The following is a 12653-nucleotide window of genomic DNA, read 5'->3' as shown; positions in this document are numbered from 1 at the left end:
AACCCTTCGCAACTGCGATAGCGGGCGCTAAGTGAGGACCATGTCTAAACAGGACGATACGCCCTACGAACTCTTCAAGCAGGCCCTTGCCGCGACGGCGAAGGCCATGAGCCAGACGCGCGATGTGGAGACGAGTTTTGTCTCTGAGGCGGGCCGGGCTGAAGAGAACCGGCTTGTCCTGCAGGCTCCGCCGCGCGAGCTCTCGAAAGAGCAGGCGGCTCGTGCTCGCGGCGAAGCTGACGCGCTATCGCTGCGTATGGCCCACCATGACGCAACTGCACACCTGGCAGAACGTCCAAGCGGCGAGATGGCCCGTCAGGTCTACGAGGCTGCAGAGCGCGCCCGCATCGAGTCAATTGGTGCCAACGCGATGGATGGCACCGCCGACAATCTTGACGCCGCCCTTTCCGCGCGCTGCGAGAAGGCAGGCTACAGCCGTATGCAGGACCGCACGGAAGCGCCAATTGCGCCGGCGATCGAGTTCCTGCTGCGCGAAAAGCTGACCGGCCGCAAATTGCCTGCGGAAGCAGAAGGTATCGCATCCATCTGGCGCGACGAGGTCACTGAACGCGGCGGCAATGCGTTGGACGAACTGCTGACGCAACTCAACGACCAGCGCGCTTTCGCCAAGACCGTCCAGCGCCTCATCAAGGACCTGACAGAGGGCGATGAGGCTGGCGACGATCAGGAAGACGAGAGCGAGACCGAAAGCGAGGAGCAGTCCGAGCAACAGGAAACCTCCAGCGACGATTCCGAGCAGGGCGATGAAACAGAAGGCTCCTCTACGGAGGAGATGGAAGCTGGCGAAAGCGACGATGTCGAAGGCGAAGAAACCAATGTTTCTGTCGATGCTGACGCTGAAGCGGAGGGTGAGGACGACTACGAAGAGAGCGATGACGGTTCCAAGCCTCTTCGTCCGAACTTCCGTGATGGCGACGACAAACAGGACTTTTCCTACCGCGTCTTCACCACCGCTCATGATGAGATTGCCAAGGCGGCGGACCTTTGCGATCCGGAAGAGCTGACGCGGCTTCGCGCCTATCTAGATCACCAGCTCCAGTCTCTGCAGGGCGCGGTATCGAAACTGGCGAACCGGCTTCAGCGCCGCCTGATGGCACAGCAGAACCGGTCCTGGTCCTTCGATCTTGAAGAAGGTGTTCTGGATACCGCCCGTCTCACACGTGTAATTACTGACCCGACAGCGCCGCTTTCCTTCAAGCAGGAAGACGACTCTGAATTCCGCGACACGGTCGTCACGCTCCTGCTTGATAATTCAGGCTCCATGCGTGGCCGCCCGATCATGATTGCTGCGCTCTGCGCCGACATTCTCGCGCGCACGCTGGAGCGCTGCGGTGTGAAGGTCGAGATTCTCGGTTTCACGACCAAGGCCTGGAAGGGTGGTCTTGCACGCGAGGACTGGGTGAAGGCGAACAAGCCTGCGGGCCCGGGCCGCCTCAATGATCTGCGCCACATCATCTACAAGTCTGCAGACGCCCCATGGCGCCGCGCGCGCAAGAATCTTGGCCTGATGATGCGCGAAGGCCTGCTGAAAGAGAATATCGACGGCGAGGCGCTTCTCTGGGCGCATGACCGTATTCTCGGTCGGTCAGAGCAGCGCAAGATTATGATGGTGATTTCTGATGGCGCGCCGGTTGATGATTCAACGCTGAGCGTCAACGTTGGCAATTATCTGGAGCGTCACTTGCGCCAGGTCATCGCAGAAATCGAGAACCGCAGCCCGGTTGAGCTGATCGCGATCGGTATCGGGCACGATGTTACCCGATACTATAAGCGGGCGGTTACCCTTGTGGACGCCGAACAGCTTGGCGGTGCAATAACAGAGCAGCTGGCGAGCCTCTTCGACGAGAAGGACAATCTGCCAGACCAGAAGGCGATGGCGGTACAGGCGCCTCGCAGTGTCGCAAGGCCAGATACCGCCACTAGCGGTGTATCTGAAACCGCGCGCGGCGGCCCTCGCTATGGCTCTCGTGATGTCAAAGTGACATCAATGCAGGATATTGCTCGCAAGGCTTCCAAGAGCTGATTTCCAGCAGGACGTTAGAGATGAACCGAACTCTCTCAATCGCTGCCAGCCTCCTGGCGCTGGGCGTTGCTGGCTGCAGTTCTGGCACGTCCGAAGCGCCAACTTCGCCCCCGGCCGATCCGTGGGTCTATGACGCGGCCGATAGCAATTTTGTAGACAGCTCCTGCACCGATGGCGAGCCTGAAGGCTTTGCCATGTCCTTTGTCATGACGTTGGAGCCAGTTGGCCTCGGACCTACGGAGGCAGTTGCCCGCGCCTTGAGCGGCGTCGAATTCGTGTCGGGCTGGGCGCTAGAGGCGCCGCTCGCCTCTTTTGGCGGGTTGTCGGGCTTGGACGTCTTGCCGGGCGGTGACCTGCTCGCAGTGTCTGATGCGGGCGCGTTTGTGCGCATCCCGTTCGATCAATCCGCGCTTACGCTGCAGGGGCAAGCGACCCTCACCTATCTGCGCGGTGCGGATGGAGAAATCCTGACCGGTAAGTCCGAAGCCGACGCCGAAGGGCTGCACGTCGAAGACGGCATCGCTTTTGTCAGCTTCGAACGCGAGCACAGGGTCGAGGCATTTGCGTTTGCGCGCTGCGGCGGCAATGCGCGCGCAGTACAGGTGGCGGGCATGGGGTCTCGTCCGACCGGGCTTGGCCGGTCCATAAGCCAGAATTCGGGCCCAGAAGGCCTTGCTCTACAGGACGGGAAGCTTCTGTTGGGGCTCGAAACGCTGGCAGGGGGTGACGGGCCTCTAGGCGTGGTGACCGAGGACGGCGATGTATCTTTCGCGGCTGCGCCGTGGGTAAAGGCGGACGGGACGCCGCTGGTTGGCCTCGACGCGATTGGCGATGAGCTTTACAGCCTCCACCGCGCCTACAATCCGCTGACGCGTCAGAACGCCATTGGCATTCGAGTCAAAGAGGAAAGCGGAGACACGAGAACGCTTGCCTTCATGAGTGCGCCGCTCACCCTCGATAACTTCGAGGCGATTGCCGTTCAGCCGCTGGAGGATGGGCGCCGCCGCATCTTCATCCTGTCGGACGATAATTTCAGCGATAACCAGCGCACACTGCTCTACATCTTCGAGACGACAGGTCCGGCCTAATCCTTGATCGCGTCGATCAGGGCGATCGCTTCATAGGAATCCCATGCCGCTTCTCCAGCGAGGCGGGCGATTTCCGCGCCGGTTTCGTCATAGATGACTGTCGTCGGAAAACCGCGCGCCCCGCTTTCATAGACAACGTCCCAGCGCTCTGGCGGGACGAAGTAAAAATCTATCACGCCGCCGGTGAGTTCCTGCAGGCGCTTGCGAGCATAATCGCGGTCTTCCTCCGCATCGATGCTGATGGCGACGACTTGGAAGTCCTCATCGCCTCTCGCCGTCTGCAGCGCGGCCAGAGACGGCATCTCACGTTCGCACGGCCCGCACCAGGTGGCCCAGAAATTGACCAGAATGTTGCGGCCTTCAAAGTCGGACAGGGTCACTGTTTCCCCGTCCGGACCGTCGAACGCGGCGGTTGAGACGGGTTCCCCACGATTTGATACGTCCAGTGCGGCAATCGACCCAGTGGCAAGATTAGCGATCTCGTCCTTACTTCCGCCCTTGGAAGTTGCCTGAAGCAATGTCAAAGACACCCCCGCGAGCCCGACAAGGACCAGGGCGGGAATAGCGAATCTCACAAGGCGGGACATACCGAACCCCTCTTAAGTATCCAGGATGCAGGACATGGTAGATAATCCCTCGAAAGGCCAGCAGATGTGGGGAGGACGCTTTGCCGCGCAACCGTCCGACATCATGCAGTCGATCAACGCCTCAATCGATGTCGACCGTCGCATGGTGCTGCAGGACATCGCCGGCAGCCGCGCCCATGCCGACATGCTGGCAGAGACCGGCATCATCGCTGAAGAGGACAATGTCGCCATTCAGGACGGGCTCGATCAGATCCTCGAAGAGGTAAGAGCCGGAACCTTCCCTTACCGGGTGGAGCTTGAAGATATTCACATGAATATCGAGGCGCGCCTGAAGGAGCTGATTGGCGAACCTGCCGGACGCCTGCACACGGCCCGTTCCCGCAATGATCAGGTTGTAACCGGTTTCCGCCTCTGGACACGCGGTGCAATCGGAGAAGCGGTGCGGGCGCTCAGCGCGCTGCAACGCATTCTTCTCGCCCGCGCGGCTGAGCATGCGGATACCATCATGCCGGGCTTCACGCACCTTCAGACCGCGCAGCCCGTCACGCTCGGCCATCATCTGCTCGCCTATGTGGAGATGATCGAGCGCGACAAGTCGCGGCTTCTCGGCGCTGCCTCACGTGCGAATGAATCGCCGCTGGGTGCCGCCGCCCTTGCCGGGACGGGTTTCCCGATCGACCGCGACGTGACCGCAGAGGCGCTGGGGTTTGACAGGCCGATGGCAAACTCCCTCGATGCTGTGTCGGCGCGCGACTTTGCACTCGAAGCGCTGGCGGCGCTCTCGATCGCTTCGACCCATCTATCGCGTCTGGCAGAGGAAATCGTGCTGTGGACGAGCGCGCAGTTCGGCTTTGCGCGGCTTTCCGATGAGTGGTCGACAGGCTCATCCATCATGCCGCAGAAGCGCAATCCTGACGCTGCAGAGCTTATCCGTGCCAAGGCCGCGCTGATTGCCGGACAGTTCGCCAGCCTGCAGGGTGCGGTGAAAGCATTGCCGCTCGCTTATGCAAAGGACCTTCAGGACGATAAGCGCCTGACCTTCGAGGCCTTCGATACGTTCGACCTCTGTGCCCGTGCGATGGCCGGAATGATCGACACGATCACCTTCGACAAGGCGAATATGCGCGCCGCAGCTGCGAAAGGCTATTCGACGGCAACGGATCTTGCCGACTGGCTGGTGCGCGAACTGAAGCTGCCTTTCCGCGATGCGCACCATGTGACGGGGCGCATCGTGGCCATGGCGGAGGCGGACGGTATTGGCCTTGAGGCGCTTTCCTTAAATTCCATGCAGGAAGTCGAACCGCGCCTTACAGACGCCGTCTTTTCCGTGCTAAGCGTCGAAGCGTCTGCCGCCAGCCGCGAAAGCTATGGTGGCACTGCGCCTGTCCGCGTGAAGGAGCAGATTGAGCTATGGAACAAACGTCTCGGCCTGGAGGCCACATCATGATGAAACGACTGACAACGATTGGCCTTTTTGCGGTTGCCGCTGGCGTGTTGAGCGGCTGCGGCGTGCGCGGCGACCTGGACCGGCCGCCGCCTATCTTCTCTTCGCCCCCGAACGAGGAAGCGCGCCAGCCTGTTGCATCAGCAGTGGAAGTCGATGCCGCACCTGAACGCGCTGAAGACGAGGCCTATTATAATGGCCTCGGCGGCGAAATCCCGAAAGCGGACCCAGAAGCCGAAATCGGCGAAACGGGTCTAGATGAAGTCTCGCCGGACTAAGGACCGAGCCTTTTGCATCATTTCAGTTACAAGAATGGCCGCCTTCATTGCGAGGATGTGGCGCTGGACACGATTGCTGACGATGTCGGTACGCCGGTCTATGTCTACTCATCCGCAACACTGCGCCGTCATGCGCGCGTAATTGCAGATGCGTTTGACGGTATGAGCTGTCTCATTGCCTACTCGGTGAAGGCGAACGGCAATCTCGGCGTGTTGAAGACACTGGCGGCCGAGGGCTGCGGCGCTGACGTCGTCAGCGGCGGGGAGCTGATGCGCGCCCGCAAGGCGGGCATTCCGGCCAGCAAGATCGTATTTTCGGGTGTCGGCAAGACGCGGGCCGAGATGCGCCTCGCGCTCGAAGAAGGCATCCACCAGTTCAACATCGAGAGTTCTGCCGAGCTCGGTGTGCTCGCAGCGGTGGCGAAGTCTGTCGGCCGGACGGCGAAAGTCGCTGTCAGGGTCAATCCGGATGTCGCGGCTGGCGGGCACCCAAACATCTCGACCGGCAAGGCAGGCGACAAGTTCGGCGTGCCCTGGAACGAAGCCCGGCAGGCCTATGCCCAGATTGCCGAGACTGATGGTGTCGAAGCGGTCGGTGTCGATGTGCACATTGGTTCACAGATCGACGATATTGCGCCGATGCGCGCCGCCTTTGAGAAAGTCATGACGCTGGTCACGGACCTGCGTGCTGAAGGGCATGATATCCGGCGTGTGGATTTAGGCGGCGGTCTCGGCATCCCCTACAGGTCCGGCGACAATCCTCCGCCACCTTCTGCCTATGCACAGATGATCCGCGAAGTCACAGAGGGGATGGGTCTGGAAGTCATACTTGAGCCTGGCCGTGTCATTGCGGGCAATGCCGGCGTGCTTGTGACCGAGGCTCTCTTCGTCAAACCGGCGCCGCAACGCAACTTCCTGATGGTCGATGCCGGCATGAATGATCTGATGCGCCCTGCCCTCTATCAGGCACATCACGATATTCTGCCCCTTCGCGAGCGCGGCGCAGATGATGAGCAGGTGCGATATGACATTGTCGGGCCCATCTGCGAGTCCACGGACAAGTTTGCTGCAGAGCGTGACATGCCGCGCATTGAAGGGGGCGACCGTCTGGCTGTAATGTCAGCGGGTGCCTACGGTGCCGTGCTTTCGTCGCAATACAATGCGAGGCCTCTCGTTCCGGAAGTCCTCGTCGATGGAGACCGCTACGCCGTCATCCGCAGGCGACCTGACTTCGACGAGATGATCGCATTGGAGAGCACGCCCGATTGGCTGAGCTGAAAAGGATCCCCGGACTCGAGCCGAAGATCGCCCGGACAAAAGCGGCGCTCTGGCGGCTGAGTGCGGTCCGCGCATTTTGGCCGCTCGCTGTTTTTGTGACGATTTTTTTCGTCATGGCGCTGACGGGTCTGCTTGATACGGCGAGTGAAAAGCTTGCCTCAATCGCTCTTTTCATCTTCCTGGCAGGGCTGCTGCCACTTGTCTGGTTCGGGACCAAACGCTATCGCGCACCGGAGCGAAAAGAAGCTATTCACCTGCTCGACCGACAGTCAGAGCTGCGTCCGCTTTCTGCACTTCAAGATCGTCCCGCACGGCCGGATGCAAGCGGTGTTGCGCTTTGGCGGGCCCACGAAACAGATCTGACAGATGCAGCGCGCCGACTGAACGTACCTGATTTCGCCGCTGAATGGCGTGCCTCGGACCCGCTCTATCTCCGCTTCATCCTGCCTGCGGTGGTGGCTGTCGTGGCTTTCATGTCATTCTCTGTTGCGGGTGAGAGACTGTCGCGCGCTTTCAGTCCCGACATTGGCAGCCTGTTCGGCGCGGAAAATATCCGAATTGAGGCATGGATCACGCCGCCAGTTCATACCGGCAAACCACCTGTCTTCCTCGCTGCTAACGGCGCGCCGGTTCGCGTCCCGGCTGGCTCTGAACTGACAGTGCGGGCGCAGGCGCCCTCCGCCCCGAACCTTATTATTGAGGGCGCAAAGTCGCCTGAGCGGGTTCGCTTCACCAGAACGCCTGAGGGTGCTTATGAGGCCCGGGCCACGATCATGATGGACAGTGAGCTACGTGTCAGCTGGTGGGGCGAGCGGGCAAGCTGGCGCGTTCAGGCCTCACCGGACAATCCGCCCGAAGTGGAGTGGGTAACGACACCTGAAATGACCCCGCTCGACCGGACGGAGTTCGAGTGGAAACTCACCGACGACTATGGCGTCGAAGCCCTGCAGCTCGTGCTACGGCGTACCGATCAGGGGGCAGACAGCCCAGCAGAGATCGTCGATCTGCAGATGCCTGGTATTGCACCGCGCGAGTCGCAAGAGGTGGCGTCGATCGATCTCACGCGCCACCGCTGGGCGGGCCTTGAGGTCAGTGCAAGACTTCGGGTGACGGATGGCGCTGGTCAAACCGGTTTCAGCGCAGAGGCGGTCTTCATCCTTCCTGAAAAGCTTCTTCTTCAGCCGCTGGCGCGGGCCATCCAGGATATTCGTGTCACGATACTACGTGAAGATAATGAGTACGCATCGGTCGAGGCGGCCAATCGTGAAAGCCTTGTCCAGAATGAGGTTTTCACCGAAGCAACGCAGCGCATTTCGCGCGCCCCCGCCGGTATCCAGCGCGCTTCCCTGATGATTGAGGCCGTCACCTACAAGCCCGAACGCTTCTTTGAGGATGTCAGCGTCTATTTCGGGCTCAGCCATGCCGGATCCATCCTCCATGCGGCGAGCTCTACCGACGAGGCCGACGAGACTGAGCCGCTTCTCTGGTCTCTGGCGCTACGCGCTGAATATGGTAGCGCCGCTGATGCCCTGCGCGCCTTGCAGGCGGCCCGCCAGGCGCTTGAGGAAGCCTTGAGGGATGGCGCGTCTGAAGCCGAGATCCAGCGCCGCATGGAAGCCTTCAAACAGGCGGCTCAGAACTATCTCGCTGCCCGGATGGCGGAGGCTCTGGCGAACGGACTTGATGCCCCGCCAAGTGACACAGACAGCGCGCAGGGTGGCGGTTCTGGCATGGGAGGCAGCGATTTCGCTGACATGCTGGACGCGCTGTCTGATTTAACGGAGACCGGCGCGAGCGATCAGGCTCGACAGCTTCTCGCCGACATCACCAACATGCTTGAGAACCTCCAGTTTCAACGCGGCAATGGTAGCGGGGAAGGCTTCCCTGGTATGCCGGGAGAGCAGGGCGATAATGACGATGACATGCCTGAGGAAGAGCGAGAGCTTTCAGAGACCCTGCAGGAACTGTCCGACCTTCTACGCGAACAGCGCGATCTGAATGATGACACGCTGGCTGAACAGCGCGGCGAACGGCGCAGCCAGCCCGGCCAGCAGTCCGGAAACCAGCAACAGGGCGAGCAGGGTGAGTCAGGCGCCCAGCCTGGCTTGGAAGAGGGCGAAGATGGCAACTCAAGCCGCGAAGGCACGCTGACCGAGCGCCAGGGTCAGCTCGGTGATCTCGTGGAGGAGCTTGCCCGTCGACGTGGCCGCGAAGGAGGGAGCAGTGAGGATGGCACTGGCGCAGGCGGAACGGTGGACGAGGAAACCCTCGAAGCCATCGAACGCGCGCAGCGCCGCGCCGCTGAAGCACTTGAGGACGGTAATAATTTTCGCGCGATCCGAAATCAGGATGACGCGACCGACCAGATCCGGGATCTCGCCGAAGGCCTCGCCCGCGAACTCGACGACCTCAAACGAGACCGCCTCGGTGAGGAGTATGGAAATGGCGGCGACCGGGTCGATCCGTTCGGACGGCCAATGGGCGGCACGTCCGACAGCCGGGACGTTAATATTCCCGATCAGGCGGAACGCCAGCGGGCCAAGGATATTCTGGATGAGCTGCGCCGTCGTTATGGTGACCCGGCCGATGAAGAAGAGCGCAACTACCTTGAGCGCCTTCTGGACCGCTTCTGATCAGGCCGCGCCCGGGTCGTTTTGATCTGGTCCGCTATCACCCTTGAAGGTCCGCATCATGAAGATGGGTACGGAGCCGCGTTCGGTCACCGCCCAGTCCAGCGGCTGGTCGTGCGGTTCAGCCGGCAGGTCGTCAAGCATCTGCGCATGAAAGCCGATCCCGCAGGCGAAGACACGTCCATTGGCGCGCAGTCCTGAGACCGTGCGGTCATAGAAGCCCTTGCCATAGCCAAGACGGGTGCCGTGCCCGTCGAAAGCCAGTAGCGGCATGAGGACCAGCGTTGGGTGAACCAGCTCCGCACTCTCGAGCGGCTGGCGAAGGCCCATGGAAGCCTTCTCAAGGTCGTCATTCGATGACCAGGCCCTGAATGTCATTGAGCCATCGGTTTCCAGACGCGGCAGCGCAAGGTTTGCGCCTTCACCCACGAGGCGTTCCATCAGGGGCAGTGGGTCGATCTCGCTGCCGATGGGAAGATATCCCGCAACGTGGGGGCCGTAACGCTCAAACAGTTTCAGCGGAAATTTGGACGCGAGTGTTTCACCCGCGTCCGGATCGCGCGCATGGGCTTCTTCGCGCAAGGTTATCAGCTCACGCCTGAGAGCAGCTTTTTCGTCTTCGACGCTCAAACCGTTTCTTCCTGGCCAAGGCCGACGAGCGCTCGGGCATAGGCTGCGGCGCTGAATGGCTGGAGGTCTTCTGCCTTTTCGCCGACGCCGACAAAGTGGATCGGCAGGGCGTGGGCTTCGGCAACAGCAACGAGAACACCGCCCTTGGCCGTGCCATCAAGCTTGGTCATCACGATACCTGATACACCTGCGGTATGCCGGAAGGCTTCGACCTGGCTCAACGCGTTCTGTCCCACCGTGGCGTCGAGGACGAGGATGACATCATGCGGTGCGTCAGGGTCGAGCTTTCGGGTCACGCGGACAATCTTGGCGAGTTCCGACATGAGCTCGGCCTTGTTCTGCAGACGGCCTGCCGTATCGACCAGAACAAGGTCGAGATCCTCACGCTGCGCCTTTTCAATGGCCTCATAGACGAGACCAGCAGCATCGGCACCCGTCGGTTTGGAGAGAACCGGAATACCGGCCCGCTCGCCCCAGACAGTGAGTTGCTCAATTGCAGCGGCGCGGAAGGTGTCGCCTGCCACGAGAAGTGCCTTGGCGCCCTGATCTTTCAGCTTCGAGGCAATCTTGCCGATCGTCGTCGTCTTGCCAGACCCGTTCACGCCGACAAACAGGACAACGCGTGGACGCGGCCCGTCAGCAAAATCAACGATCTGTTCGCGCGGCTTCATGATGGCTTCGATCTCCGAGGCCAGCGCAATACGGATTTCGTCGTCGCTGATATCCTTGTCGAACCGGGTCTTTGCGAGGTTTGCTGTAATCTTCGACGATACCTTCGCGCCCATGTCGGACATGATCAGCAGGTCTTCGAGGTCTTCCAGCGCGTCATCGTCCAGCCTGCGACCGCCGAACATGCCTGTAAGGCCGGTGCCGAGCTTTGAAGATGACTTGGAGAGGCCGCCGGACAGCTTGTCGAAAAAGCCCGGATCGCGGACTTCGGCATAAGGGTCTGGTTCACCGCGGGCGATGGCAGCCTGGCGTTCCTCTTCCTTTCGGCGTGCTTCTTCGCGCGCGGCTTCGGCGCGGCGGCGCTCCTCAAGGATCTTGAGTTCGTTCTCGGCTTTCTGGCGGGCCGCTTCGTCTTCAGCCTCGGCAGCTTCGCGCTTCTGGCGTTCTTCCCAGGCCCGGTTTGCCTCGGCAATCGCGGCGTCAATCTTAGCCTGTTCGGCAGCCTTGCGTTCTGCCTCAGCGGCTTCTTCTGCCGCCTGGCGTTCAGCTTCTGCTTTCTCGACAGCTTCCTTGGCGGCCAGCTCTTCGGCCGACAGCTCCGGCTCGCGCATCTGCGCGCCGGCGTCTTCCAGCTCGTCTTTTTTCTTTTTCTTTCCGAACCAGAGGATCATGCAGGCTCCGCGATCAGTTTCTGTCCATCCTGAGCGACTATCCGCGCGGGAACGGGGCGTCCAGCCTCAAGCGTGGCAAAACCCGTCAGCGCAACGCGTGAGAAATCAGCAAGTCGCCCGTCATTTTCCTGCTCCACCAGAACATCACGCACGGCGCCGACATGCGTGTCGAGGTGGCGCGACAGGGCGCGATTACCCACCTCGCGCAGGCGTGCGGCACGGTCCTTGATCACCGCTTTCTGCAATTGCGGCATGCGCGCCGCCGGGGTGCCAGGTCGCGGGCTGTAGGGAAAGACGTGCAGGAAGGCGAGGTTGCAGTCCTCGACGAGGCGCACTGAATTCTCGAATGCGCTCTCTGTCTCTGTCGGGAAACCTGCAATGATGTCAGCGCCCAGCGCCATATCAGGCCGGATGCCCCTAAGCTTGTCTGCCAGCTCAATTGCGTCCTCGCGCGAATGCCGCCGCTTCATCCGCTTCAGCATCAGATTGTCGCCATGCTGGAGCGAGAGGTGCATGAAAGGCGCAAGGCGCGGGTCGCCAATGGCGTCGAACAGCGCGTCATCCATCTCGATGGCATCGATGGAAGAGATGCGCAGCTGCTGAAGTTCCGGCACCAGTTTCAGGATACGCTGGACAAGGTTGCCAAGCTGCGGCTGGCCGGGAAGGTCCGCGCCCCAGCTTGTGAGGTCTACACCTGTCAGGACAACTTCATAATGGCCGGTTTCAACGAGGCGGCGCACCATCTGGACGACATCGCCTGCCGGGACTGATCTGGAATTTCCCCGGCCATAGGGGATGATGCAGAAGGTGCAGCGATGGTCGCAGCCATTCTGGACCTGCACATAGGCGCGTGCCCGGCCTTCCATCCCGTCAATAAGGTGGGCGGCGGTTTCCTTCACCGACATGATGTCGTTGACGAGGATCTTCTCGCGGCCCTCATTCAGGGCAGGCGAGACCCAGGTTTCGGCCTGCATTTTCTCGTGATTGCCGATCACGCGGTCGACTTCCGGCATGGCCGCGAATTCATCCGGATTGATCTGCGCGGCGCAGCCCGTCACCAGAATGCGGGCATCTGGATTGTCTTTTCTGGCACGGCGGATCGTCTGGCGGGCGCTTCGCACGGCCTCGGATGTCACCGCGCACGTATTGACGATGATGGCGTCCTCCAGACCTGCCGCATCAGCATGCCCGCGCATCACCTCACTCTCATAGGAGTTGAGGCGGCAGCCGAGCGTAATCACGCGGGCGCGCGAGGCCGAAGCCGTCGGTTTGGGATCTTTCGTTGCCGTCATTTCCAGAATGCCTGTCCAGACCCCGCCACATCGCGCCGAATG

At 61.2% G+C, this 12653-nt stretch carries 10 protein-coding genes; 6 read left to right on the top strand and 4 right to left on the bottom strand.

Annotated features, from left to right (window positions below):
- The first annotated feature begins 40 nt into the window (after window positions 1-40).
- Together cobT and D1224_RS07520 are read left to right on the top strand one after the other, a co-directional pair.
- Window positions 41-2044, top strand: a complete 2004-nt coding sequence (cobT, locus tag D1224_RS07525) for a cobaltochelatase subunit CobT (protein ID WP_119379272.1) — start codon at window positions 41-43, stop codon at window positions 2042-2044.
- A gap of 20 nt (window positions 2045-2064) precedes the next feature.
- Entirely contained in the window at window positions 2065-3132 is a 1068-nt protein-coding gene (locus D1224_RS07520; protein ID WP_119379271.1) for an esterase-like activity of phytase family protein, read from the top strand.
- Here the strand turns inward: D1224_RS07520 and D1224_RS07515 are convergent.
- Window positions 3129-3719 (bottom strand): TlpA family protein disulfide reductase, encoded by a 591-nt coding sequence (locus tag D1224_RS07515; RefSeq protein ID WP_119379270.1) that lies wholly within the window; start codon window positions 3717-3719, stop codon window positions 3129-3131. The genes D1224_RS07520 and D1224_RS07515 overlap by 4 nt on opposite strands.
- A gap of 25 nt (window positions 3720-3744) precedes the next feature.
- Between D1224_RS07515 and argH the strand changes: the two genes are divergently transcribed.
- Genes argH through D1224_RS07495 form a run of 4 tightly spaced genes read left to right on the top strand, consistent with a single transcriptional unit; the run spans window position 3745 to window position 9352 of the window.
- Entirely contained in the window at window positions 3745-5166 is a 1422-nt protein-coding gene (gene argH / locus D1224_RS07510) for an argininosuccinate lyase (protein ID WP_407647441.1), read from the top strand.
- Window positions 5163-5441 carry an LPS translocon maturation chaperone LptM gene (gene lptM, locus D1224_RS07505; protein WP_182482209.1) on the top strand — a complete coding sequence of 93 codons (279 nt, stop codon included), beginning with the start codon at window positions 5163-5165 and terminating at the stop codon, window positions 5439-5441. Before argH ends, lptM begins: the two co-directional genes overlap by 4 nt.
- A 12-nt stretch (window positions 5442-5453) precedes the next feature.
- On the top strand, window positions 5454-6719 hold the full coding sequence (gene lysA, locus D1224_RS07500) for a diaminopimelate decarboxylase (RefSeq protein ID WP_119379269.1): 1266 nt from the start codon (window positions 5454-5456) through the stop codon (window positions 6717-6719).
- Complete coding sequence (locus D1224_RS07495) at window positions 6707-9352, top strand: DUF4175 domain-containing protein (protein WP_119379268.1); 2646 nt, start codon at window positions 6707-6709, stop codon at window positions 9350-9352. The genes lysA and D1224_RS07495 overlap by 13 nt, the downstream gene beginning before the upstream one ends.
- On the opposite strand, the gene D1224_RS07490 is transcribed toward D1224_RS07495, so the two are convergent.
- Genes D1224_RS07490 through mtaB form a run of 3 tightly spaced genes read right to left on the bottom strand, consistent with a single transcriptional unit; the run spans window position 9353 to window position 12611 of the window.
- Entirely contained in the window at window positions 9353-9979 is a 627-nt protein-coding gene (locus D1224_RS07490; RefSeq protein WP_119379267.1) for a 5-formyltetrahydrofolate cyclo-ligase, read from the bottom strand. It lies immediately after the preceding gene.
- On the bottom strand, window positions 9976-11319 hold the full coding sequence (gene ftsY, locus D1224_RS07485) for a signal recognition particle-docking protein FtsY (RefSeq protein WP_119379266.1): 1344 nt from the start codon (window positions 11317-11319) through the stop codon (window positions 9976-9978). The genes D1224_RS07490 and ftsY overlap by 4 nt, the downstream gene beginning before the upstream one ends.
- Window positions 11316-12611, bottom strand: coding sequence for a tRNA (N(6)-L-threonylcarbamoyladenosine(37)-C(2))-methylthiotransferase MtaB (mtaB, locus tag D1224_RS07480; protein ID WP_119379265.1), 1296 nt, complete (start codon window positions 12609-12611; stop codon window positions 11316-11318). Before mtaB ends, ftsY begins: the two co-directional genes overlap by 4 nt.
- Window positions 12612-12653: the final 42 nt, after the last annotated feature.

It is taken from the genome of Henriciella barbarensis, assembly GCF_003576345.1.
GTDB classification, from domain to species: domain Bacteria; phylum Pseudomonadota; class Alphaproteobacteria; order Caulobacterales; family Hyphomonadaceae; genus Henriciella; species Henriciella barbarensis.
This window is presented reverse-complemented; position numbering and strand designations above follow the sequence as displayed.